The sequence below is a fragment of the Glutamicibacter sp. BS14 genome (genome assembly GCF_056934375.1).
Map to the genome: position 1 here is coordinate 2,651,464 of NZ_CM167801.1, position 24,182 is coordinate 2,675,645.

The 24,182-nt window shown below is 62.4% G+C and carries 18 protein-coding genes; 8 read left to right on the forward strand and 10 right to left on the reverse strand.

The annotated features are described in order from the left end of the window. Nucleotides 1-163 precede the first annotated feature (163 nt). Nucleotides 164-1,171, forward strand: coding sequence for an ABC transporter substrate-binding protein (locus AC1Z36_RS12620; RefSeq protein ID WP_105657725.1), 1,008 nt, complete (start codon nt 164-166; stop codon nt 1,169-1,171). 118 nt (nt 1,172-1,289) lie between these two features. Here the strand turns inward: AC1Z36_RS12620 and AC1Z36_RS12625 are convergent, their stop codons facing one another. Continuing rightward, the gene (locus AC1Z36_RS12625; protein WP_286134218.1) at nt 1,290-1,418 is read right to left on the reverse strand and encodes a hypothetical protein; all 129 of its coding nucleotides are present in this window, start codon (nt 1,416-1,418) and stop codon (nt 1,290-1,292) included. 358 nt (nt 1,419-1,776) lie between these two features. Between AC1Z36_RS12625 and AC1Z36_RS12630 the strand changes: the two genes are divergently transcribed. Beyond that, complete coding sequence (locus tag AC1Z36_RS12630; RefSeq protein ID WP_483561297.1) at nt 1,777-3,585, forward strand: glycosyltransferase; 1,809 nt, start codon at nt 1,777-1,779, stop codon at nt 3,583-3,585. 78 nt (nt 3,586-3,663) lie between these two features. After that, entirely contained in the window at nt 3,664-4,455 is a 792-nt protein-coding gene (locus AC1Z36_RS12635) for a CatB-related O-acetyltransferase (protein WP_105657723.1), read from the forward strand. A gap of 78 nt (nt 4,456-4,533) precedes the next feature. On the opposite strand, the gene AC1Z36_RS12640 is transcribed toward AC1Z36_RS12635, so the two are convergent. The 3 genes from AC1Z36_RS12640 to AC1Z36_RS12650 all read right to left on the reverse strand — a co-directional run bounded on the left by AC1Z36_RS12640 (nt 4,534) and on the right by AC1Z36_RS12650 (nt 6,514). Beyond that, a complete protein-coding gene (locus AC1Z36_RS12640; protein WP_105657722.1) occupies nt 4,534-5,403 on the reverse strand; it encodes a VOC family protein in 870 nt (289 codons plus the stop codon). Nucleotides 5,404-6,067: 664 nt separating this feature from the next. Next, a complete protein-coding gene (locus tag AC1Z36_RS12645; protein WP_353615991.1) occupies nt 6,068-6,178 on the reverse strand; it encodes a type II toxin-antitoxin system YoeB family toxin in 111 nt (36 codons plus the stop codon). A gap of 87 nt (nt 6,179-6,265) precedes the next feature. Then, nucleotides 6,266-6,514, reverse strand: a complete 249-nt coding sequence (locus tag AC1Z36_RS12650; RefSeq protein ID WP_105657720.1) for a type II toxin-antitoxin system Phd/YefM family antitoxin — start codon at nt 6,512-6,514, stop codon at nt 6,266-6,268. Nucleotides 6,515-7,270: 756 nt separating this feature from the next. Between AC1Z36_RS12650 and AC1Z36_RS12655 the strand changes: the two genes are divergently transcribed. From AC1Z36_RS12655 to AC1Z36_RS12670, 4 genes are all read left to right on the forward strand, one after another. After that, nucleotides 7,271-8,977 (forward strand): AMP-binding protein, encoded by a 1,707-nt coding sequence (locus AC1Z36_RS12655; protein WP_105657719.1) that lies wholly within the window; start codon nt 7,271-7,273, stop codon nt 8,975-8,977. Between the two features lie 259 nt (nt 8,978-9,236). Further along, nucleotides 9,237-10,658, forward strand: a complete 1,422-nt coding sequence (locus AC1Z36_RS12660; protein WP_105657718.1) for a GntP family permease — start codon at nt 9,237-9,239, stop codon at nt 10,656-10,658. A gap of 25 nt (nt 10,659-10,683) precedes the next feature. Then, nucleotides 10,684-11,925, forward strand: a complete 1,242-nt coding sequence (locus tag AC1Z36_RS12665) for a CaiB/BaiF CoA transferase family protein (protein WP_105657717.1) — start codon at nt 10,684-10,686, stop codon at nt 11,923-11,925. After that, a complete protein-coding gene (locus tag AC1Z36_RS12670; protein ID WP_105657716.1) occupies nt 11,922-12,884 on the forward strand; it encodes a beta/alpha barrel domain-containing protein in 963 nt (320 codons plus the stop codon). Before AC1Z36_RS12665 ends, AC1Z36_RS12670 begins: the two co-directional genes overlap by 4 nt. Before the next feature lie 49 nt (nt 12,885-12,933). Here AC1Z36_RS12670 and AC1Z36_RS12675 read toward each other — a convergent pair whose 3' ends face one another. After that, a complete protein-coding gene (locus tag AC1Z36_RS12675) occupies nt 12,934-13,737 on the reverse strand; it encodes an IclR family transcriptional regulator (protein WP_105657715.1) in 804 nt (267 codons plus the stop codon). A gap of 295 nt (nt 13,738-14,032) precedes the next feature. Between AC1Z36_RS12675 and AC1Z36_RS12680 the strand changes: the two genes are divergently transcribed. Continuing rightward, a complete protein-coding gene (locus AC1Z36_RS12680) occupies nt 14,033-15,745 on the forward strand; it encodes an AMP-binding protein (protein WP_483561298.1) in 1,713 nt (570 codons plus the stop codon). A 199-nt stretch (nt 15,746-15,944) separates the two neighbouring features. Here the strand turns inward: AC1Z36_RS12680 and AC1Z36_RS12685 are convergent, their stop codons facing one another. The 5 genes from AC1Z36_RS12685 to AC1Z36_RS12705 form a co-directional block, all read right to left on the reverse strand. Next, complete coding sequence (locus AC1Z36_RS12685) at nt 15,945-17,189, reverse strand: hypothetical protein (RefSeq protein WP_146112280.1); 1,245 nt, start codon at nt 17,187-17,189, stop codon at nt 15,945-15,947. Nucleotides 17,190-17,582: 393 nt separating this feature from the next. Beyond that, the gene (locus AC1Z36_RS12690; protein WP_402741336.1) at nt 17,583-18,767 is read right to left on the reverse strand and encodes a hypothetical protein; all 1,185 of its coding nucleotides are present in this window, start codon (nt 18,765-18,767) and stop codon (nt 17,583-17,585) included. Between the two features lie 99 nt (nt 18,768-18,866). After that, on the reverse strand, nt 18,867-20,090 hold the full coding sequence (locus tag AC1Z36_RS12695; protein ID WP_146112279.1) for a hypothetical protein: 1,224 nt from the start codon (nt 20,088-20,090) through the stop codon (nt 18,867-18,869). Further along, nucleotides 20,077-21,642 (reverse strand): signal recognition particle protein, encoded by a 1,566-nt coding sequence (ffh, locus tag AC1Z36_RS12700; RefSeq protein WP_105657711.1) that lies wholly within the window; start codon nt 21,640-21,642, stop codon nt 20,077-20,079. The genes AC1Z36_RS12695 and ffh overlap by 14 nt, the downstream gene beginning before the upstream one ends. A 194-nt stretch (nt 21,643-21,836) precedes the next feature. Further along, on the reverse strand, nt 21,837-23,468 hold the full coding sequence (locus AC1Z36_RS12705) for a M23 family metallopeptidase (RefSeq protein ID WP_483561968.1): 1,632 nt from the start codon (nt 23,466-23,468) through the stop codon (nt 21,837-21,839). Nucleotides 23,469-24,182 lie beyond the last annotated feature (714 nt).

Here is a 24,182-nt window from a genome sequence, read left to right on the forward strand (position 1 = left end):
TGCGTGCAGGATATGCGAAGCAATGATGTCGCAGGACCTTGACCAGGACGGCCGGATCCATGCTACTGTTCTTCTCGCGCGCTAAGCTTACCCTTGCCTAAGTGGGGCAAGCAAAAATACATCATGCGCTAATTAGTCAATCACCTTCATGGAAAGCACTCGCATGCACACTCCCCGCATTCTCGCCCTGAGCGCCGCCCTGGCCGCGGCCGCACTGGCCCTGTCCTCCTGCGCCAGCTCTTCCCCGAGCACCGAGCCAGCAGAAACCGCCGCCACCGCGGAAGCCGATTCCAGCTTCCCGGCGGCCATCAAGCACTTCCGCGGCACCACCGAGCTGGCCGAACGCCCGCTGCGCGTCGCCGCACTGGACCCTTCCTACGTGGATGCCGCCATGCTGCTGGGAGCCGAGCTGGTGGCCTACACCGAATACCGCAAGGGCAACAATCCCTTCCCCGAGTACCTCGGCGACATCACCGAGCAGACCGACGAAGCCGTGAACGTCGGCACCATCACCGAACCGGATCTGGAAAAGCTGCTGGCCACCGAGCCGGACGTGATCATCTCCGCCGACGTGCGCCAGGGCGCCATGTACGACCAGCTGAACAAGATCGCCCCGACCATCTTCTCCGAGTCCACCGGACCAACTTGGAAGGAAAACGTGGTGCTGCTGGGCGAGGCCCTGGGCAAGAAGGAGCAGGCGGTAACGGCCGTGGCTGACTACGAGGCCCGCGCCGCCGCGGTGGGCAAGGAAATCCTGGCGAAGAAGCCCGAGACCACTTACTCGCTGGTGCGTTTCGCCGGCGAGGACACCGCGCGCCTGTACGCCACCGATTCGTTCATCGGCGAGATCATGGTGGACATGGGCATTCCGCGCCCGGAGGATGCCCCGGATACCACCGAGTCGATCTTCGTTCCGCTGTCGCCGGAGGAAATCCTGAAGGCCGACGCCGAAGTGATCTTCCAGTCCACCTGGGCCCCGGAAGGCGCCGAGGGCGACGCGTCGCGCGCCCAGGAAGACAAGTTCACCTCCAACCCGTTGTGGGAGAAGCTGGAAGGCGAGGTCATGCAGGTCGACGACTCGATCTTCCTCTCCTCGGTGTCGCTGCAGGGCGCCCACGAGGTCATCACCCAGGTCGCCGAGCACTTCGAGGTCGACCCGCAGCTGCCCTAAGCGGCGCCCGGAAAACCGGCAATTAAAATACTCGAGTCCCTGCCCGGCGTCGTTCGCCGTAGGCAGGGACTCGATTCATTTACCGGCTCCGCGCGCGGGAACCGGTGCCAATCAGTGGTTATCTGGCAGCTTTGCGCACCGGATCGACAGCGACCTCCGCGTGCTTCAGCCGCTTCTCAGCGCGCTTTTCCTTGATGCTCTTGCCTGGTTTTTTCGCTTCGCCCTTGCGTGGGGATTTGCTCGACATGACGTGCCGTCCTTTACCGGAGACGCGCTGCGCCTCCAACAAATGTGGGGAGAGTACCCCATAACCTGAACCATAGGAAGTTTCGCACCGAAGAGCAAGGGCTGGAGCCTTCCCGGCGATTCTCCCACGGCTTTCGGCGAGCGCCATGGCATTTTCGAGGATACGTTCGAATCCGCGTTGGCGGCTTCTTCGGCCACTGGGCCATCCCTGCGGTGCAGGCCAGGGAAATCGAGGCCGACACGACGGCGTCTTCCCAGCGCCCGCCTAGCTTCACCGCGTAGTCTGGAATGTGGCGCGAGGAACTGCATATCCTCGCGCGAAATTAACTTTGTCGTGGTCAAACTAAGGATCATTCTCCGTGGATATCAGGGAACAGCAGCTGGACGCCTACATGGTCACGTGGAAGCTTGAGCGCGAATTCGGCGGGATGACCACCGTCTGTACCCAGCGCGCGGCCGCTTTCGCCCAGCGGCACGGTTCTGCCGCGGTGGTGACCTTCGGCCCCAACCAACAGCTCCCGCAGATCGTCGAGGAACTCGTCGCGCGCGGCAAGCTTTCGCCCACGGTCCGGGTGCTCAATCCCTACCTCCACCTGGCGGACCATGACCTGCAGCCGCAGACCAGCATCCCCGAGCGGAAGGCCGAACCGGGCTGCCTGGACTTCACGGTGCGCGAGTCCGTCCACCACCCTGGCCAGGACGCCGCCTTGTTCTGCGAGCACAGCGTTGCCGGCCCCGAAGGCGGGATCAAGAAGACCACGTACTACCGGGCCGATGGCACCGCCTTCTTGTCCGATATGAAGTTCCACGACGGGAAGGCCCGCCGCATCGTTGAGGCTTTTGACCGCAGCGGAACCCTGGTGGCCCGCTTCCCCAGCGCGGCGTCGTTCTACCGCCATTGGCTGTCGCAGATCGTCGACCACCCGAACTCCTTGGTGGTCATCGACAGCAAGTACACCGCGGCCATGCTCGCTTCCTGGAAACCGGTGCACGTGCCCAAGGTGTTCGCGTTCCACAGCATCCATGTGGCCAAGGGGCAGGACCTTGCCAGCGGCCAGCTCTCCAAGGGCCACGGGCCCATCATCGAAGAACGCTCCAACTGGGATGCCTTCGTCTTCCTGACCCACGCCCAGCGCCAGGCCTATGTCGACCGCTTCGGCGAAGCCGACTCGGCATTCGTCATTCCCAACCCGCTGAACCCGTCCACCGTGCAACCGCCGGTACCGGCACGCAGCTCGACCAGCCTGATCGTGGCCGGCTCGCTGACCCCCAACAAGAACGTAGCCGCCGCCCTGGATGTCCTCCACGAGCTGGCTCTTCGCGGCAAGCGGCCAACCCTGCACATTGTCGGCCAGGGCAGCGAATGCGACGCGCTAGCGGAACGGGCCGCCGAGCTGGGCCTGCGCGAGTCGGTGATCTTCCACGGCTACTCCGACCAGCTCCCCCGGCACTTCGCTTCCTGCACGGCCCAATTATTCACCTCGACCAACGAGGGCCAGGCGCTGGTCATCCTCGAGGCCCAGGCCCAGGGATGCATCCCGGTGTCCTTCGACATCAACTTCGGCCCTGCCGACAGCATCACCGATGGGCATAACGGCTTCCTGGTCCGCCATGGCGATATCCAGGCCATGGCCGACCGGGTGCAGCAGCTCATGGACGATCCCGCCCTGGCCGCCCGGATGTCGCAGCAGGCCCGCACTTTTGCCAGCGAGTACCAAGCCCGCGATCTAGTCTCACTTTGGGAGGACACCATGTCCATAGCGAAGATGCTCAAGAAGCTCGGCGCGAAGAACCGCGTCCCGCATTTCGAAGCAAGGCTGCGGGGCGTCGACTTCCCTGACGGCCAGGGATTGCAGGTGCGGGTGGAGCATCGGGCCCACGTCGAAGACCTGCCCGATCCGGCAACCTTCGAGCTGGTCTTCGTCAATCGGGACAGCAAGGAAGAAATCGCGGCCGTGGCCAGCAGCAGTGTGGACGAGCAGCTGGCGGTCTTCGATGTGGAACCGCAGCTCTTGGGCGAGACCCAGGAACAGGATGCGGCGGTGGACGTGAACCTGCGCCTGCGCGTGGGCAGGGCCATGGAAATGAAGCGCCTGGGTCTGCCCGAATCAATGATCCTGCCGTACTTCACCACGCACAAGAACCTCTCCTTCCGCCCCAAGCAGTAGCCGGGCAGCAGGTCGCATCCAGCGCGCGTTCGGGACTTGCTGACAATTCTCCAAGTCCGGTCCCATAAAGTCGATCGCATGCGAATTCAGATGTCCCAACTGCGACCGCTGCTCAAAAGCCACCGGATCCTCATGACGGTTCCGGGCATGAAGGATTTCCAGGACACCGGAAGCACCTGCAATCCCGAGGCGTGGATCAGCTACCGGGAAGACCTCGCGCTGGATCCCTACACCACCTTCTGGGGAACCAGCGGAACAGCCCTTCCGCGCATGGGCGCGTTCTCCTACACCCATTCAAAGCTCAACAAGGCCATCAGCGTCGGACGGTTCACCTCGATCGCCAAGGGCATGACTGTCATGGGAGCCAAGCACCCCCTGGAGTGGGCATCGACCAGCCCGGTGTTCTACAACCAGCGGCTGCTGATGCGCACCTACGCGGCTGATCACGGCGTGGATCTGGGCACGACGAAGTACGGCTACACGCCGGGGAAGATCTCCATCGGCAACGATGTATGGATCGGCGAAAAGGTCACGCTGGGCCATGGGGTCGCCATCGGCGACGGCGCGGTCATCGCCTCGAATTCCGTAGTCACCAGCGACGTCGAGCCGTACACCGTGGTCGGCGGCCTGCCGGCCAAGAAGATCCGCGACCGCTTCGATGCGCCGACCGTCCAGGCCCTCCAGGCATCGCAGTGGTGGCAGTACGCCCCGGAGAACCTGACCCACCTGGACGTGGCCAACCCGGCCGCCTTCGCCCAGCAGGTGCTCGAGCAGGCCGAGGCAGGGACTGTGCGGCCATTCCAGACGAGGCCCTTGACCGCCAAGACCATTGCCGAGCACCTGGAGGCCCTGGGCACCGGAACCGGGTGAAGACAGGAAGTGCCCCCGGGCGCTCGCCGATTCGGCGAGCGCCCGGGGGCACTAAAGCCTCTGGGCGTTGGATCCGCGTTAGCCTACGGCGACGCGCAGTTCGTTGTTCCACGGGTCCCGGAAGCGAAGTTCGGCTCCGGTGTGGTGGTTTGCCACCTTGGCGTAGGCCAGCCGCTCGGCCAGCTTGCCCACTTCTTCTTCGGTCGGGACGTTGATCAGCACTTCACCCAGCCCCAGCGTGTCCTTGCGCGGGCCGGCTCCGCGCGAGTTCCAGACGTTCATGGCCATATGGTGGTGGTACCCGCCAGCCGAGACGAACAGTGCCTGCTCGCCCAGGGTGGTGGTTTCGTCAAAGCCCAGGGTGCTGACGTAGAACTGGCGGGCGGTTGCGACATCGCCCACCTGCAGGTGCACGTGGCCTACATCCGCGGCGGCCTTGCGCTGTCCGGCAATGGACTGCTCGGTCAGGTGCTCATTGAGGAACTTGTTCGGATCCAGGTAGATGGTGTCCATGGCCACCTCGCCGCCGCTCCAGCTCCAGGTCTCGCGCGGGCGGTCCCAGTACAGCTCGATGCCGTTGCCCTCCGGGTCGGTGAAGTAGAACGCTTCGGATACCAGGTGATCGGAGCTGCCCACGAAGCGGCTCTGGTCGAACTGGGCTGCCGACAGGACGGTCGCAGCCAGATCAGCCTTGGTGTCGAAGAGCAGCGCGGTATGGAACAGGCCCGCTTCGTTGCGCGACGGGAGCTGCAGTCCTGGCGCGTTCTGCAGGTTGACCAGTTCCTGGGTACCGCGGCCCAGGCGGGTGCCTTCGGCTGATTCGGCCAGCACTTCAAGGCCCAGGGCCTTCTGGTAGTACTCGCTCATGGTTTTCATGTCGCCGACCTTGAGCTGGACTGCGTTCATGTGGGTGTTGGCCGCTAGTTTGTCTTGCTGGAGTACTGACATGGCAAGCTCCTTTTCCAAGTGCATCGATTCCCTATTGATTAACAGCCTATCGCAAATTACTTGATGCTTCAATGAAATTGGGATGTTCAGCCGATCACAGCGAATTCTGTTCCGGGGATGGCATTAGCCTCCCCTGCTCGCACACCAAGAACCCCGCTGCAAAAACTACGAAGGCCATCCGGATTTCCTTGCGGCAGCAAGGTCGCTGTTTGCCAGTGCCATAGAACTCACCAGCAGTGGCGGATCGGAGAATCGCGGTACGGCCACCCGGGTTGCCGATGGCGATGGCGACACCATGGATGCCAGGGTGGCGGGCGCAGAAACTCGAGTCCAGCTGCTGAACATCGACATCCCCGAAGCCATTCACCCGGGCAATGGGGTCAAATGCCTCGGGCCAGCGGCTGCCGAATATCTTGAGCACGCCCTGCCGGCAGGACAAAGAGTCAGCTTGGGATTACAACGTGCCCCGCACGGACCATGCGTGCCGGACCCTTGCGGCCGTCCCTGGAAGCGATCTGCCCATCAATAGAGATATCGCCCGCGCGTTCCCCTCGAAGCGCCGCGACAACGCACGCCTGCCAGGCGACCGAATGCTTGAAACCGTTCACTAACGGTATCTGGCCTGCAGGATTGCCACCGCGCGATCATCGGCAATATAGACCAGTCAATTAGCTTCATCAATGCGGCGCAACCACGCGCCAGCCAGGGTACGCCTCAACAGTTCAGGCTTGCCAATACCCTCAAATGGGTCACAGCGCAGCACAGCCTCAATCAACGCATGGATGCGCCTGAGCGTTTTGCGATCTTGGGTCTGCCAGTGGAAATAGTCAGCCGGCAGCCGTCCAGGTCAGCAGTCTTTCACTCAGGGATCAATAGGTCCACGCTCGGACACTTGGCTACCGCGTACCGCTTCCAGCGAAGCAAGCAGGCGGAGCGCATTCCTCGGCGAGCGCAGAAGGTAGCTCGTTTCCACCAGAGAGTCATACTCATCTTTTGACATGAGGACTGCAGATCCGCGCTTTGACAAGATCTCCACTTCGGCACGGTCAAGATTGACTCGTTCGATCAAGCCGAAAAGATCGCGGCGCGCCTCACTCGCTGTGATTGCCATGCCCCTCCTTGGTCAGTACTGGATATGGTACAACTTCTAGCCGTCTTCGAGAGACTCTATCCCCAAGTGCAACCCGATCCCTGTTTCCATGGGGCATCGCAGTTGATACTCAGATTTCACGGAAAATGGGCTGCCCGGACAAAGCCGCTTGGCTTTAACCATGGGTCACCCAGTCCCATTTCTTCGTCGGCACTTAATAGAGGATAGGCCTGGACTGCTCGTGGATCCAGATCAATCAACAGCACGTTTCTACCCGCTTCAACTACTCCGGTCGCAAGCGAAACCGCTGATGCGACAACAATGGAACAGGCAGACGAGCTCGCCGATCAGGCAGATTCCGCAGCGGCCCCGGGCCACACTGCAGCCACTGCATTCCATGCCGTTGCCCCGGCGTACGGGTTGCATCCGCGAGGATCGGTAAAACCACTGCCCTGGAAATGCAGCATTAACAGCCCTGGCCGAAGACCTCAAAGGCCAACAACGAAGAAGCCTGCATCCGGGCAGTCGGACCCCAGAAATAATGCAAGGCCACACGCCGCGGCTGCAGACGGGATATCGGGAACAAACTGCTAGCTGGGCTCTGGCCACCGCGTAACCAGGGACCGGGATTCAGTCCGACTTCGCACAGCAATCATGGGGTGGCCCGGTTTTATATCGGTGGCGATCTGCCACTCGCTAGGACTTCCAAGTATATTGACTGGTGATCCACCTCACCTTGGGTTTTGGTGGTTTACCCAGAGCTACGGAAGGTTAGTTGTGAGCGTTACCGAAGAATTCAGAGCAGCCCGTGACCGTCTCCTGGAGCTAAGGGAGGATTACCACCAGGCTCGCGCCGAGTTCGCATGGCCGGAATTCACCGAGTTCAATTTCGGCTTCGACTGGTTCGACCACGTCGCCCGGGATCCGCAGCGCTCCGAGCGCCCAGCACTGGTCATCGCCGAATCCGACGGCAGCTGCACCCAGCGGACCTGGGCAGAACTATCAACCCGGTCCACCCAACTTGCGCGCTGGCTCAGCGACCAGGGCATCAAGCGCGGGGATTCAATCGCCATCATGCTGGGCAACCAAGTAGAGCTTTGGGAATCGATGCTGGCAGGCATCAAGCTGGGGGCGGTCATGGTCCCGTGCACCACGCAGCTGACGCCCACCGATCTGGCCGACCGCATTGCCCGCGGCCATATCCAATGGGTCGTCACCAACGAGGGCGAAATCCCCAAGTTCGAATCGGTGCCGGGCGATTACACGCTGATCCAGATCGGCGGGCAGCCGCCGGCTGGCATCCTCGACTACTCCCAGTCGTCCGCGGCAGAAGCGGCCTTCGCACTGGAGCATCCGACCCGCGCCGATGAAACGCTGCTACGCTATTTCACCTCCGGCACCACCTCGAAGGCCAAGCTGGTCGAGCATACGCATACCTCGTATCCGGTCGGGCACTTGAGCACGATGTTCTGGATCGGCCTCGAACCAGGCGATGTCCACCTGAACGTCGCCTCGCCGGGCTGGGCAAAGCACGCGTGGTCCAACTTCTTCACCCCGTGGATCGCCGAAGCGACGGTCTTCATCTACAACTACGACCGCTTCGATCCAGTGGCCCTGATGAACCAGATGGACGCCCAGCAGGTCACCAGCTTCTGCGCGCCGCCGACCGTCTGGCGCCTGCTCATCCAGGCCGACCTCGGTGCGCTGGAGCATCCGCCGCAGAAACTGGTCTCGGCCGGCGAGCCGCTGAACGCAGAGGTCATCGACCAGGTCCACAAGGCCTGGGGGCAGGTGATCCGCGACGGGTTCGGGCAGACCGAAACCACGGTGCAGATCGCCAATCCCCCGGCAGAGCCCATCACCATCGGCGCCATGGGGCGCCCGATGCCCGGCTACGAGATCGTGCTGCGCGATCCGGTCACCGGGGAAGAAGGCGATGTGGGCGAGATCTGCCTGGTCACCGCCCAGCGCCCGCTGGGGCTGATGAAAGGCTATTTCGAGAACGAGGAAAAGACCAATGAGGTCTTCCGGGACGGGGTCTACCACACCGGGGATATCGCCGAGCGGGACGAACGCGGCGTCCTGACCTATGTGGGGCGCGCCGATGACGTCTTCAAATCCAGCGACTACAAGATCAGCCCTTTCGAACTCGAATCGGTTCTGATTGAGCATCCGGGCGTGGCCGAAGCGGCCGTCGTTCCAGCACCGGATGAGCTGCGGCTCACGGTGCCCAAGGCCTACATCGTCGCGTCCGGCGGGCATGAGCCCGGACCGGAATTAGCCGAATCGATCCTGGCCTACTGCCGCGAGCACCTTTCGGCTTTCAAGCGCATCCGCCGGCTGGAATTCGCGGACCTGCCCAAGACGATCTCGGGCAAGATCCGACGGGTGGAGCTGCGCCAGACTGAAGAGGACCGGCACCGCGCCGGCGCCCCGGCGGGCACCGAATACAGGGACACCGACTTCCCGAATCTCAAGGGGTAGAGACCTCGAGCATCCAGGGCGCGTTCCGGACATGGCTTCGGCAGGCGCCCTGGATTTTTCTCTTCCCTCGAAACTTTCGCCAGCCCATCGCTACTCCCCTTCCTCGCGTCAAGCCGCCAGGGTTCGCATCGGGTTTATTTCCAGAGGTTTCCCGCTTAAGAAGCCAATAGTTTACATCGTGAGCTGACACTCATACTATGAGTTCTTATGCCGTGGCTTATGTCACACTGCTCCCCGATTCCTCTAGAACGGATCCAACATGTCCGATATCGCGATTCTGATAAATACCGCGGTGGCCGTGCTTGCCGCCGTGGTGCTTATCGTGAGATTCAAGGTCAACCCAGTCATCGCCTTGGTCATTGGCTCGCTCTACCTGGGCCTATCCACCGGCTTGGGAGTCACCAAGACCATCGAGACCATCACCCAGGGTTTCGGCGACATCATGGTGGAAGTCGGACTCCTGGTGGCTTTCGGCGTGCTGATGGGTTCCATCCTCAATGAGACCGGCGCCATCCGCCGCCTGGTCGAGCACCTGCTGAACACCTTCGGCCCCAAACGACTGCCATACACCATGGCGTTGGCTGTCAGCACCGCGTTGCAGACCATTTTCCTCGATGTGCTGCTGGTCATCGCGGCCCCCTTGGCCCGGCGCATGGCGCCGAAAATCGGCAAGCACGGAACCGCGCGCATTGCCACGGCCATGGCCATCGCCGGCGAGGTCGGCATCGTCCTCATGGTTCCTGGCGTCGGCGCGGTCGCCTTGGCCGGCATGCTTGAAGTTCCCCTGGGCAAGATGCTGATCTTCGGCCTGCTGGTCGTCGTGCCCACGGTCTTGATTTCCGTCGCCATCATGTCCTTCTTCTTCGACCGCGGCTTCTGGAAAGCCGAGAGCGATGAGCAGCTGCTGGCGCAAGACGAGCCGACACCGGGAACCCGCAAGCTGGAGCGCGGCGAAGGGACCGGCCAGGATGCGGCACGCACCGGCAACGCCGGAACGGCCGCCGCGGCCACCGCGGTGCAGACCGGGCAGCGCCGCGAGGCGCCCCTGTTCCTGCTCTTCCTGCCGCTGCTCGCATCCTTGCTGCTCATCGCCAGCGGCGCGCTGGCCGAAATCCTCGGCTATGAGGCCAGCTGGATCCAGCTGGTCGGCAATCCGGTAGTTGCCCTGCTCATCGGCCTGGTCGGAACGATCGCCGTGGCACGCTACACCATCGGCCAGAAGGCGATTGACCGCGGCGTGGCCAGCGGGTTCAGGGAAAGCGGGCAGATCCTGCTGCTGACCGGTGTCGGCGGCTCCTTGGCAGCCACGGTTTCCACGGCTGGATTGGGCGACATCATGGGCCAGTTCTTCTCGGCCAGCACCGTTGCACCACTGGTAGTTGTCTGGGGCATCGCGGCCCTGCTTCACATTGCCGTTGGCTCGGTGACCCTTTCCGGGATTACTGCCGCAAGCCTCTTGGCACCGATCGCCCCGAGCCTGGGCATCGACCCGGTGCTCATCGCGTTGGCGGCAGGTTCCGGAGCGCTGTTCATGGTCCATGTCACCTCGAACACCTTCTGGCTCCTGCAGTCGTTGTTCGGGCAGACCGTGCGCGGTGCCCTTAAGACCGTCAGCGTAGGCGTGTCGGTCGCATCCATCGTGGCCCTTGGAATGGTCATGATCCTCAACATCTTCATTTAGCGCGACAGCAAAGGAACGGCAGAACATGTCAGAGCACATCGCCCCATTGAAGGGTGTCCGCGTTCTCGAATTGGGCAACTACATTGCCGCCCCCACTGCAGGCCGGCTCCTGGCGGACTTCGGCGCCGAAGTCATCAAGGTGGAACGCCCGGGAACCGGGGACGAGCTGCGAAATTGGCGGCTCAAGAAGGGCAGCGTCTCGATGCTGTACCGGACGATCAACCGCAACAAGAAGTCCATCGTCCTGGACCTGCGCAGCGACGCCGGCCGGGAGGCCGTGCTGGAACTGGCCAAGCACTGCGATGTGCTGCTGGAAAACTTCCGTCCGGGCACCTTGGAGAAGTGGGGCCTGGGTCCAGAGGAACTCAGCGCCGTGAATCCGGACCTGGTGATCACCCGCATCTCGGCCTTCGGCCAGACCGGGCCGCTCTCCGAGCGCCCGGGCTTTGCCGCCGTGGCCGAGGCCTTCAGCGGCTTCCGCAATCTGGTGGGCGATCCAGATCGCGCGCCGGTTCGTGTCGGCGTATCGATTGGCGATTCCATTGCCGGACTGTATGCCGCGTTCGGCGCGGTGATGGCGCTCTACCAGCGGGAGATGGCGCGCGGGGAAAAGGCCTCCCTCGGTCTGGACCATCGCGTGATCGATGTGGCGCTGCACGAGGCGATGTTCTCCATGATGGAATCTTTGCTCCCGGACCACGGCGCCTACGGCGAAACCCGGACCCGCACCGGTGGACGCATGGAAGGCATTGCGCCATCCAATGCCTATGTCTGCGCCGATGGGGCCAGCATTGTGGTCGCCGGAAACGGTGACGGGATCTACCGCCGCTACATGGAAGCCATCGGCAGGCCGGAGCTCGGGGCCGATCCGCGGCTGCAGGGCAATGCCCAGCGTTGGGAGGCAAGGGAAATGCTGGATGCCGCCATTGGCCAGTGGGCCGCAAGCGTGGATTCGAGCACGGCCCTGGCCATCCTCGATGCGGCAGGAGTTCCTGCCGGCCCGATCTACACCGCCAAGGACATTGCCAACGAGCCGCAATACATCTGCCGGAACATGATCCAGCATCTGGATGTCTCCACCGGCGAGGAAACCTTGCAAGGTGTCGGCTTCCCCGGCATCGTCCCGGTCATGGGAGGCACCTCGCTGCCTATTCGGAACCTCGGCCCCGACCTCGGCGAGCATACCGAACAGGTACTGGGCGGATTGCTGGGAATGACCGATGCGCAAATTGCGCAAGCCTCGGCTGGCGAAAGGAATATCGCGTGAGCTACTCATTCACCCCCGCAGCCGCGTTGCGCGACGTCACGCTGCGTGACGGGCTGCAGCTGACCGGGAAGCTTTTGAGCACCCCGGAGAAAATCAGGACCGTGCGCGAGTTGATCCGGCTCGGAGTCCAGGAAATCGAGCTCGGCTCCATGGCGCGTGCCGACCTGGTGCCGCCCATGGCCAATACCCTCGAAGTTGCCCGGGGGCTGCGCCCCGACGAGCTGGAACGCTGCTGGATTTGGGTGGCGACCCCGGGGCATGTGGCCAAGGCGGCCAAGTCGGGCATCCGGAACTTCCAGTATTGCCTCTCTGTTTCCGATGCGCACAACCAGGCGAATATCGGGCGCAGCACGGAGGCAAGCCTCGCCGCCCTGCCAGAAGCCGTGCGCTATGCCCAGGAAGCCGGCGGGCGCATCCAGCTATGCCTGGCCACCTCGTTCACCTGCCCTTTCGAGGGGCAAGTCCCCGCCGAGCGCGTGCTGGACATCGCCAACGATCCACGGGCCGAGGGCACCAGCGACATCGTCATCTGCGACACCCTGGGCCAAGCAGTTCCGGCACAGGTCGCCTCGCTCATTTCCAGGGTGCGCGGCGAAACCCCGCAACGGCGCATCGTGTTCCACGGCCACGATACCTGGGGGCTGGGTGTTGCCAATACGCTGGCAGCCATTTCGGCAGGAGCCACCCTGGTTGATGGAGCGCTCGGCGGCCTGGGAGGCTGTCCCTTCGCCCCCGGGGCCAGCGGGAACACTTCCAGCGAGGACATCCTCTTCGCTACCCAGCCGCCATGGCTCACGCCGCAGCGCTTTGCCGGGCTCGTCGGGCTCTCCGAATCCTTGCTGCAGGAGCTGGGCGAGCCGAACCGCTCCAAGTCGGCCCAGGGGGCGCGTTCCAAGGCAGAAGCCTTTGCCTGGGTGATCCCCTCTGATGCCACCCCGGATTGCGGTACCAGCCTCTAGTGCCGCTATTGCCTGGTGCCGCCGCAGCCCTCGGACCGGGCGGGCGGCGCTAGGCGGAAGGCCGGTGGGTTTCGCCCGGGAAGCGTCCGCCGATCAGCCGGGTCATCCGTTCAGCAGTGTCCAGCAACGGCTCGATCCAGCTCTGGCAGATCTCCCGCGGCATGCGCAGGGTGGGTCCGCTGATGGTCACCGCCGCCACCAGGCCCGCCGCGGAATCGAACACCGGTGCGGACAGTCCCGAGGCCCCGCTTTCACGCTCCCCCGTGGTGATCGCGAAGCCATCGGCGCGGGTCTGCTGAACCGCTTTTTCCAGGTTGGCCATGCCGGTAATCGTGGCATCGGTCAACGGCTGCAGCTGTGATTCCTGCAACCGCTGCATGAGCTCGGGCTTCCAGGCCAGCAGCACGCGGCCGGCAGATCCGGCATGCAATGGGGCGAGCTCGCCCAGGTGCATTTCCCTGCGCAGCGCGTGGCGTGTTTCGGCAATGCCCACGCACACGCGGAATTGCTGCTCGGCACGGAAAAGGCAGGCTGTTTCCCCGGTGAAGTCGCGCAGTTCGCGCAACGATGGGCTGATGACGTCCAGCACTTCCCGCCCCCGGGTCGCCGGCGCGGCCCAGTAGGCCATCTTCATCCCGATGCGGAAGCCGTCATCCTCGCGGTCCAAGAAACCCTGTCCCACCAAATTCGCGACAAGCCGCTGCACCGTGGAGGCAGGCAAATCCGTTGCTTCACGGATATCGGCCAAGTTCATCACCGGCTGGCGCAGTGAAAAGGAATCGAGGATGGAACTGATTTTTCCCAAGACCAACAAGGGGTTGTGCTTCTTGGCGGGGGTCTCTTCCTTTGGCATATTCCAGACGCTAGACCATCGGCATCTGCGAGTCCAGTTGCCTACCCGGCACTGCTCGCAGGCGCCTTGGCCAGCCCGCCACCGGCAGCGTCCCCGCCAGCGGGTTCAGCCGGATCGGGCATTCGGTCACTATGCATGCCCGCACAGGAAGCTAGTGGACAAAATTCGTGAACTTCAGCACCTGCACCACGCATGGTGACGCAACAATTCGCCAGAACTGTGCACTGAAGTATATTGAATCCTGAAGACCGAAGAATTCTGTCGGGCGCAGGCGCCCATCACGCAAAGGACCCCCATGGGCAATACCGAGAAGTTCCGGGCAGCACGCGATCTGCTGCTGGCGGCACGCGATGACTACGACCGGGCTCGGGCGGAGTTCACGTGGCCGGAATTCACCGATTTCAACTTCGCCTATGACTGGTTCGACGAGGTAGCCAAGGACCCGGCGCGAGCCAACGAACCGGCACTGATCCTCACCGAACCCGATGGCAGCTCGGCACGCTACAGCTGGGCCGAACTTTCGCGCCGCTCCACCCAGGTGGCCCGCTGGCTTTCCGACGAAGGCCTGCAGCGCGGCGATACCATCATCGTCATGCTGGGCAACGAGGTGGCCCTCTGGGAAGTGATGCTGGCCGGCATGAAGCTCGGTGCGGTCATCATCCCGACCACCACGCAGCTGGTCAGCGCGGACCTCGCCGACCGCATCGAGCGCGGCAACGCGAACTGGGTGATCACCAGCCATGACCAGGTCGCCAAATTCGAAGCAGTCCCCGGGGACTACCGGATCGTGCAAGTCCGCGGGCAGGCCGCCGAAGGGACCTTGCACTATGCCAAGTCCCACGACGCTCCGGCCGAATTCCGCCTGGACTCCCCGAACCTGGCCGATGAGAACATGCTGCTCTACTTCACCTCGGGCACCACCTCGTTGGCGAAGCTGGTCCAGCACACCCATACCTCGTACACCATCGGCCACCTGGCAACGATGTTCTGGATCGGCCTGGAACCAGGCGATGTCCATCTGAATGTGGCGTCCCCCGGGTGGGGAAAGCACGCCTGGTCGAATTTCTTCGGCCCGTGGATCGCCGAAGCGACGGTCTTCGTCTACAACTACGAGCGCTTTGATCCGCTGGCGCTGATGAACCAGATGGATACGGAGAAGGTCACCAGCTTCTGCGCACCGCCCACCGTCTGGCGCTACCTGATCCAGGCGGACTTAGGCAGCTTGCAGACTCCCCCGCGCAAGCTGGTCTCTGCCGGCGAGCCGTTGAACGCCGAAGTCATCGACCAGGTGCGCACCGCGTGGGGGCAGGTGATCCGTGATGGCTACGGGCAGACCGAGACCACCGTGCAGATTGCCAATTCGCCGGGTACCGAGGTGAAGGTCGGCGCGATGGGCCGCCCGATGCCGGGCTATGCGGTGGAGCTGCGCAATCCGACCACCGGGCAGCTGGCCGAAATCGGGGAAATCTGCCTGCGACTGGATCCCCGGCCTGCCGGGTTGATGAAGGGCTATTTCGCCGATCCGGAGAAAACCGCCGAGGCGCTGCGTGGCGGCGTGTACCACACGGGAGATATCGCCGAACGCGATGATGAGGGCGTCTTGACCTATGTGGGGCGTGCCGACGACATCTTCAAATCCAGCGACTACAAGCTCAGCCCCTTCGAGCTGGAGTCAGTGGTCCTGGAGCATCCCGCGGTGGCCGAGGTGGCGGTGGTGCCTTCGCCGGATCCACTGAAGCTCTCGGTGCCCAAGGCCTTTGTGGTGCTGGCATCGCACGTCGAGCCAGGCGCGGAGATCGCCAAGGACATCCTCGGCTTCTGCCGCGAGCACCTGGCGCCGTACAAGCGGATCCGGCGGCTCGAATTCTCCGCGCTGCCCAAAACCATTTCAGGCAAGATCCGCCGCGTGGAGCTGCGCCTGGCGGAGGAAGAGCAGCATGCGGCCGGCACGACCCCGAGCGGCGAATACCGCGATACCGACTTCCCTGAGCTGAAGGAACGCGGGTGAGTAAAGGCCTTACATAGCACCCTTTGTGCTTGACGCAATCGTTTCAGATGAAATCCGCATACTGAGATACAGGATTAATGAAATTTGAGCGGTGCAGCCTGTCCTCGTCGGACGACAAAATTTTCCGGACGATGCCAATACAGTCACCGTGCGCACCAAACTGCTGCCCGATCCTGTCGTGTCTCTTCAGATGGGATAGCTAAGATAACAGGGCCCAATCACTACCAATTTTTAGAGTAACTTCGTCCTCATAGCCACTAGATTGTCCCCTAATCACAATCGAACCAGACAAAGGACAAGTCAACATTCCTTCATGCACATCTCTGTCCAACCAAGTACTTTCTTCGCGCTTTAATCCAATCGGAACACCATCGCATTCAAGACTGACTTGAGTAACATCTGACGAAACTGAAAAGCGAATTTGAACACCTGCGCCGACCACACGAGAATTAACCAACATCAATACAGGTAGATCATTTTCATAATCTACATTATCTGATTTCGCGTGGAACTCCTCCATAAATAAGTCGTAAATACTCGTTGCCTGATCTATGAATTTCGACCCAACATTATGTTCCGCAAATTTGGCTATAAGGTTTACCCGTTTGAAGCGATCGTCTAATTCAACAGGAAAAAAACCCTCATATTTTCTGCATAAACGTCGAATCGACTCTTCATCGTTAATTGGATTCTCTGAGAAGATCTGAGCAATTCCATAGGTGCCTTTTGGAAAAATCAAACCCACCGCACGTTCGAAACGACGCAGAACAACAGGGCGATTAATGTTTTCCGTGGCGACTATCGAAATAATAAATCTTGGAGAAGTCGAATACTTCCTTGCATATTTTAGAACTAAGGACTGGTTACTTTTGCTAATTTTCCCTAGGATGTCCTGAATCGATAATTGCGACTGCGCTTCAGTAAACCTAGTCAGTTTGCGATAAAGCAGAAACAACGCGCCTATCAATAAAGAGCCCCAGAAGGCTTCCTTCAACTCAAGTGCACTCGGAGTCCAGACATCCGTGAATCTTCGAAGCAGGTACGGGATCACTGCCGCAAACACCACTATCAGAAGCGACAATGTATGAACAAGCACTCGCCTGACCTTAGTTCCCCATGACTGACGACCTACGTCACGCCAGACACCTGGAGAAAGTGTCGTAACAGCGAGATGAACGACAATAAGTGCAACTATCGACCAGAAAGAACTCAATTCGAAAGCGCTGTTTACTCCAACAAGCAGCGCAGAAGTAAGAAGCACAGGAACGAAGCGAAAAACAAAATATACCCAGTGATTTCGGCTACTGCCCGAGTCTACGACGTTGGCTACATCAGAGTACTGCGCAGGCCACTCCAACGCATAAGCACGAAATATAGGCTTGAGTAGAATACCTGCAATTGCACCGAGACAGATAGATGCAAGAGTTTCCCAAATTAAGTTCATTTACCGAAATTCCTTCTCAAGAAAACCGAACCAGCCTCTAGCGATCGAGTATACGATAAGTTCCGCAAAACCCTTATTCTGGTTGAATAATGCAAGGAACCATACAACAAGTAGCGGCAATACTGTTAGAAAGTTGGTTAAATTTTGTTGAATTCAAGATTTCAGGGTGATTGGAGTGAAATTATGATTCCGCGTAAACGCTATGGTTGCACAAAAATTTGAAGTCTTGACACCAGAAAAGAGAACGTTTCGTTTAAATATACTACTTACTTTGATCCGACAGAAAACTAGAACTCAGCGCGACTGAAGGAAATTTCTCAGATAGGTATCATAAAAGTCTCAGTACGCATCAAGGGACGATCGGTCCGGCGTTAAAGAAAGTGCTTCAATGTTTCATTTGGCCTTCAGCGCATCGACGATGCCCTTGCCCAGATAGAAGGCGCCGTCGGCGTACCAGGCCAGCATCAGCAGCTGGCGCGCCGGCTTGGGCAACCAGGCGAACTTGCCGCTCTTGGCCAGGACCAGGTGCGCTGCCGCGCCGGAGGCCAGTACGGCGGCACCCGAACCCATCAGCGCTTTCGGATTCCAGTTGTGCCGGTGCAGCAGCCGTTCCAGGCCCTTGGCCTCGCGCTCCTGCTCAGCCAGTGCGGACTTCAAGGTCTTGAACGGGCCGCCGGTGGCAATGACCCTGCGGTCTTCGGGCAGCGGGCGGCCGGTGAGATAATCGATGCTGCGCGGGTCGAAGCCGAAGAGCGAGACCAGGCGCTTCATGTCCTTCAGGTCCCCGCTGCTGCACAGCAGCTGCTGGGCCTCGGAGCGGTCGGCCGGATCCGGAATCAGCTGCTCGATGATCTGCATTTCTTCTTCGTCCCAGCCGAAGAGCAAGCTGTTGAGCTCATCCAGGCGCACCGCTGCCGGCGAGCCGGCTTCCGGTTCCAGGATTGCTGTGCGTTCCAGGTCCACCACCATGGACACCGAGGAACCGAACATGGTCCGGCGCGGGCCCTTGGCCTCGATGGTTGCGGTAATGACATTGCCGGTACGGTCCAAGCACAGGTACGGGCGGTTCGAGCGCGAGATGCTCGGGGCATAGACCGGTTCCTTGGGCATGGCCATCAGCCCGGATGCATTTTCCCAAACGGTGATCTCGTTCTCGGCAAAGCCGGCTGCCAGCACCAGCTCGGAACCCTTGAGCTTTGGCCCGTGCAGCAGCTCGTTGGTGCCGCCGTACTCGCCGAGCTGCTCGTCATCCGGGTTGGGGCCGTCAATTTCGTCCCCGTCAACCAGTACGTAGTCGGCGCCGGTGGAGTTCTTCAGTTCGTGGACCAGTTTGGTCACGCGCGAGCCTTCGCGCAGCTTGCCCTTGGCATCGATGCGGTAGAGCACCGCATCGCGGGCTTCGCTCACCGTGGCCACCTCGGCGGCTACTTCAGTGGAATTCTCGCGCTCAACAGCTCCGCCGATGAAACCCAGCAGGCGGCGATCGGCCAGCGCGGTGCGTACCAGTTGTGCAGATTCAGGCTTGTCGCCCATGAAAATGAACTCTAGGTTGAGGTAGTTGAACCCGGTTGAATCCACGAAAAGTAACCCCTTTGGTTATTTGGATATGGCGATAAGTCAATCATAGGCGGTAACCCGTGCCGTCCTGGCAGGCAGCGCCCGGGTGGTTGCCTGGCGCTAGCGCCGGCGCCGGGCGCGGAACCAGCGGACCGCGCCGAGGACGGTGTTCCCGGTGGCATCAACATAGCCGAGCACCAGCAGCAGCACGATTACCCAGGGCGGCGCCCAGGGCTGCTGCCAATGGGTGGCCGCAAGCACCAGCGAGAATACCAGGGCCTCGATGAGCCCCAGCGCCAGCTGCGCGGCGGGTTTCCACGACAACGTGTTGTACCATCGCGGCCGGGCACCAGAGGTGCGGGATTCGGTGATCAGTGCACGGCCCACTGCCCTGGCCATTGACACCGGTTCGATCCATCGCGCGCCCCCGGGAAGATCGGCGTCGTCCAGATAGCGGGCCAGGACCGGTGGATGCCCGAAGGTCTCCAGCACCCGCTGGGCCGACTGCAGGCTGCCGGTGCCCACCAGCGCCAGCTTGAGCCGCTCGATGTTCTCGGCATCGACCACAAGCCCGGCCAGCTCGTCGAGTTCCTGGCCATCCACGCTGTCCTGGTTGGCGAGCAGCCAGTCCAGTTCGCGCCGGGCGGGTGTTGAGGCCTGAGGCCAGAAGGCGGGGCTGGCCGCGACCGGCCAGATGTGCACCCAGGCCGGGTGCCCGCCGAGCTTGGCAGGCTGCTTGTCGAACCAGAAGCTCGCGGTGAAGCGCGCGCCGGTGCGGCTGAGCATGATCGCCGGATGCTGGCTGGCAGCCAGCACGCCGCCCACCAGGAAGCCTTCGTGCACGGCCACGGCCGCGCCGGCGGATTCCGGCGGCAGGAGCTGCCAGCTGGTTTTGCTCGCCGCGGCCCACACCCCCATGTCCGGCTCGTTCAGCGCGCCGATGGCCACGGTCCGCCCCGGCGGCATGGCATCGAGCCGCGGATCCTCGATGGGCTCCCCGGTTTGCACCTCGGCGTCGTCCTGGTCGATGTACAGCGCACCGGTGCCCAGCTTCAGCGCCAGCGCGAAGTCCTCGACCTGCTGGCCCAGCCTGATGGCGCCCGCGGCGCCAGCGAGCAGCAAGAGCCCCTCGTGGTTCACCGCAAGGCTGGCCTCGATCATCGCCAGCCCGTTCCAGGGCACCGGCACGGAGACCAGCGAGATCACTTCGCGGGCGGCCAGCAGCTCGCGGACCTTGGCTTCGGCCTGCTGCGCCTGGGGTTCTTCGAAGAAAAGAGTCAGGGCGGCGACCAGCGTGTGCTCCTGGTCGCCGCCCTGCAAGGACTGGTTGCTACTTGTTGCCAAGGTACTTTTCGAAGCCCGCCGGCAGGTTCAGGCTCGAAGAATCGAAGTCCTGGTTGGCGCCCTGCCCAAAGGCGGCACCGCTCGGGGCGGCGGCCTTCTTGTTCTTGGCCTCCAGCTCGGCCTGCGCGGCCTTGGCCGGGTTGCCGAACTTCTGCTGCTTCTTGCCCTTGCCCTTGGCCTTCGCCTTGCGGGCAGCGCCCTTGCCGGCCCCCGGCATGCCCGGGATGCCGCCGCCGGCAGCCATCTTCTTCATCATCTTCTGCGCTTCGGCGAAACGCTCCAGCATCTGGTTCACCTCGGAGACCGAAACACCCGAACCCTTGGCGATACGCGCGCGGCGGGAGCCGTTGATGATCTTCGGAGCCACGCGCTCGTGCTGGGTCATCGAACGGACGATGGCCTCAACGCGGTCGATCTGGCGTTCGTCGAACTGCTCGAGCTGCTGGCGGGAGATCTGTGCGCCGGGCATCATGCCCAGCAGCTTCTTCATCGAGCCCATCTTCTTGATCTGGGCCATCTGGGCCAGGAAGTCGTCCAGGGTGAAGTCTTCCTGGTCGGCGAATTTCTTCGCCATGCGCTCGGCTTCGGTCTTGTCCCAGTTCTTCTCGGCCTGCTCGATGAGCGTCATCACATCGCCCATGTCCAGGATGCGCGAAGCCATGCGGTCCGGGTGGAAGATCTCGAAGTCGTCCAGGTTCTCGCCGGTGGAGGCGAACATGACCGGCTTGCCGGTGACCGAGGCGACCGACAGGGCGGCGCCGCCGCGGGCATCGCCATCGAGCTTGGAGAGCACGACACCGGTGAAGTCGACGCCCTCGTGGAAGGCCTGGGCGGTGTTGACCGCGTCCTGGCCGATCATCGCGTCGATGACGAAGAGGACTTCATCCGGGTTGATGGCGGCGCGGATGTTCGCGGCCTGGGCCATCATCTCGGTGTCCACGCCCAGGCGGCCGGCGGTATCGACAATCACGATGTCGTGCAGCTTGGCCTTGGCCTCGGCCACGCCGTCGCGGGCTACCGCTACCGGGTCGCCGGTGGCGGTGTCGAATTCCGAGGAGACGCCCGGGTGCGGCGCGTAGACAGGCACGCCGGCACGCTCGCCGTTGATCTGCAGCTGCTTGACGGCGTTGGGGCGCTGGAGGTCGCAGGCCACCAGCAACGGGGTGTGGCCCTCGGACTTCAGGTGCTTGGCCAGCTTGCCGGCCAGGGTGGTCTTGCCGGCACCCTGCAGGCCGGCGAGCATGATCACCGTCGGCGGGTTCTTGGCCAGGTTCAGGCGGCGGGTTTCCCCGCCCAGGATGCCAACGAGTTCCTCGTTGACGATCTTGACGACCTGCTGGCCCGGGTTCAGCGACTCGGAGACCTCGGCACCCAGAGCGCGTTCCTTCACCTGGGCCACGAAGCCGCGGACCACCGGTACGGCAACGTCGGCGTCAAGCAGGGCGCGGCGGATCTCGCGTGCGGTACCGTCGATATCCGCTTCAGTCAGGCGGCCCTTGCCGCGCAGGTTCTTGAAGGTTGCTGTCAGGCGATCGGAAAGTGAATTAAACACGTGCCGGGCACTTCTTTCGATAGGTCTTGTGGTGCGCATTGGAAAATCGCACAGGACTCAACTCCCAAGAATATCAATAATCGGGCGCTGGACTAACCAGCTGTGCAGCGTTTCACCCGTTGTCTCTTCCCCAGCGCCACGCTGCTCCCGCCCAAAGGGACGGGAGCAGCGTCAGGGAACCGGGCAGCCACGGACTACGGCTTGGCCTCGCTGGCAGGTGGTGCGGCCGCTGCCGGCGCCTGCGCGAGCTTGGCCGGAGCGGCCGCCTCGGGCTTCACCGCCGCTGTTGCCTTCGGCTTCGGCTTGGCCGGTGCCGGGGCAACTTTCTGCACGGCCGGCGCTGCGATAGCAGGCTTGGGCTTGGGCAGGGTTGCGACCGGCGCCTTGGCGACCAGCTTCACGGGCGCTGCAACTTTAGGCTTGGCCGGGGCCGCGGCCTTGGGCTTCACTGGCGGCTTGGCCTGCTTTTTCGCAGCCGGCACTGCAACCTCGGGCTTGGGCTTGGGCTTTTCTGCCGGCGCTTCCTTCACGGCCGGCTTTTTCGCAGTTGTGGACTTGGCCGGTGGCAGGGCCTTGGCCACTGGCGGTTTCTTCTCCGGCTCTTGTGCTTGCAAGTCCACGGTTTTGGGTTGGGCTGCACCTATTTGGCGCTCGACACGAGCTGCAGGGTCGGTGGGTTCCTCGCTGGCTGGAGCATCCTTACCGCCTGGGCCCTGGTCCTCCCGGGGCTCGACGACAGTTTCCTCGCTGGGTCCAGGCACTTGGGTTGGTTCAGAGGTTGGCGTGGAGTTGGTCGATTCCGTTGCCTCCGGAACGCTATCCGGAGCTGATGGCGACACGCTGGAAGGTAGTGCCGAAGGACTTGGCGAGGCGGTCGGCGCCGTCGACGGGCTCGGCTCAGCAACTGGTGCAGTGCTGGGCGTCGGCGCTACGCTCGGCGCGCTCGGCTTGGCCGAAACGGGTGCTGGTGACGCTGATGCAGATGGCGTGGCCTTCGGGCTTCCGGTATTCAACTTTTGCGGCGGCTCGTGTTTCTTGCTCGGCTCTGGTGCCGGTTGCGCCGGACGCGGGGTCGGGCGGAGTTTGCCGGATTCCTTTTTCAGCTGGGCCTTCGGCTTGGCTGGCGCGGCTTGTTTCTTCTTGCTCGCCGCTGGCGGCTGGAGCGGATCCGCGTGGGAGTGCCTCGTGGTCTTCGGCGGCGCTGGATGCTCAGTTCGGGCCGATCCGTGATGCCTGGCCGCCCCGGTGTACTGCCCGCTTCTTCCTGTTGCCGGTTGATGGCGGATCGCGCTGCCGGCATCGACTGCAAATTGCGTCGAAGCGAACAATGCCTGGCGCTGCCCTCCGCCTGAAGGAAGGTAGTTGCGCGGATTATGCCATTGGCCATTGACGATGACCTCGAAGTGCACATGGCACCCCGTGGAGTTGCCGGTGGTCCCGGCCAGGGCGATGATCTGGCCTTGGACAACAAGCTCGCCCACTCTGACGAGCAAGAGCGAATTGTGGCTGTACCCGGTCTGCACCTCATGCCCGTGGTCGATGGTGACCCGCTGGCCCGAGTGCCCGGCCCAGCCCGCGACGACCACCCGGCCCGACTCGCTGGCGCGCACGGGCGAACCGCAGGAAATTGGATAGTCCTGGCCGATATGGATTTGGCGGCCGAACCCGGTCGGATTGAACCTCCAACCGTACGGGCTGGAAATCCGGCGGGTGGCCACTGGATGCTCCAAGAGCAAACCAGGGCTCAGCATTGCCGGACGAATGCCCTGGTCGGCAGCTAGCGGCGCGGGCTGTGCCAGCGCTCCAGGGCTTGTCTTTGCTGTCATCGCTGCCCGATTGGCGGCCACGTGGGCCAGCGGGTCGGGCGCGGACCTTCCAGTTCTTCCGCCAAGTGAACTCAGTCCGAGCACTTGGAGAGCGGATGTTCCGCCCAGATCCGGTGCGGTGACAGCCTCGCTCCCGAGCGCCGGCGCTGGCGCGGCGGGAAAGGCCAGTGTGCTTGATTGGGTTCTGGCTGGCACTGCACCGGCCGCCCCGGGCCAAGCCAATGCACTGCTTAAAGCGAAAGCCGCGGCAATGGCCAGCGCCCCATACGGAAGCCGCCGGCCATTCCCCAAAACGCCGCGCGGCACAGAACTGCTTAAACCATGATGTTGTCGTTTCATAACTTGCCAGTCCCCCAAAAACTGCAACTACTCAACAGAACCTCAGAATAGCCCCGGCACGATGATTAATCCATGGCTAGTTGAAGCCTCTTCAGCAGCGTGAGGATTCCATGCACCACCTCTTTCCCCCCTGCGCCATCGCGGCCACGCCACGCGCGTGGAAATCCAGCACCGGTTCGATGCGGTTTCGGGACCTGTGCGAGTCCTGCGGCACCCTAAAATCGGCTCGGGAATCCAACGTCAATCCGGAGTAGCCAGCAGGCAGGCGTGCGCTAACTGGATGCAATCTGCAGCTCGCGGGGCGCATCTTCGCTGGTTGCTGGGCTGAGCCTTTTAAGGCCCCACGTGGCACGTGGGCTGGCATGGGCCGTGAAG

What these genes read in the sequence shown, in the direction of transcription:
- AC1Z36_RS12620 (WP_105657725.1), top strand. Translation starts at nt 164, where the DNA reads ATGCACACTCCCCGCATTCTCGCCCTGAGCGCCGCCCTGGCCGCGGCC.
- AC1Z36_RS12705 (WP_483561968.1), bottom strand. Translation starts at nt 23,468, where the DNA reads ATGACAGCAAAGACAAGCCCTGGAGCGCTGGCACAGCCCGCGCCGCTA.
- AC1Z36_RS12685 (WP_146112280.1), bottom strand. Translation starts at nt 17,189, where the DNA reads ATGAACTTAATTTGGGAAACTCTTGCATCTATCTGTCTCGGTGCAATT.
- AC1Z36_RS12625 (WP_286134218.1), bottom strand. Translation starts at nt 1,418, where the DNA reads ATGTCGAGCAAATCCCCACGCAAGGGCGAAGCGAAAAAACCAGGCAAG.
- AC1Z36_RS12650 (WP_105657720.1), bottom strand. Translation starts at nt 6,514, where the DNA reads ATGGCAATCACAGCGAGTGAGGCGCGCCGCGATCTTTTCGGCTTGATC.
- AC1Z36_RS12675 (WP_105657715.1), bottom strand. Translation starts at nt 13,737, where the DNA reads ATGCCAAAGGAAGAGACCCCCGCCAAGAAGCACAACCCCTTGTTGGTC.
- AC1Z36_RS12680 (WP_483561298.1), top strand. Translation starts at nt 14,033, where the DNA reads ATGGGCAATACCGAGAAGTTCCGGGCAGCACGCGATCTGCTGCTGGCG.
- AC1Z36_RS12640 (WP_105657722.1), bottom strand. Translation starts at nt 5,403, where the DNA reads ATGTCAGTACTCCAGCAAGACAAACTAGCGGCCAACACCCACATGAAC.
- AC1Z36_RS12635 (WP_105657723.1), top strand. Translation starts at nt 3,664, where the DNA reads ATGCGAATTCAGATGTCCCAACTGCGACCGCTGCTCAAAAGCCACCGG.
- AC1Z36_RS12665 (WP_105657717.1), top strand. Translation starts at nt 10,684, where the DNA reads ATGTCAGAGCACATCGCCCCATTGAAGGGTGTCCGCGTTCTCGAATTG.
- AC1Z36_RS12660 (WP_105657718.1), top strand. Translation starts at nt 9,237, where the DNA reads ATGTCCGATATCGCGATTCTGATAAATACCGCGGTGGCCGTGCTTGCC.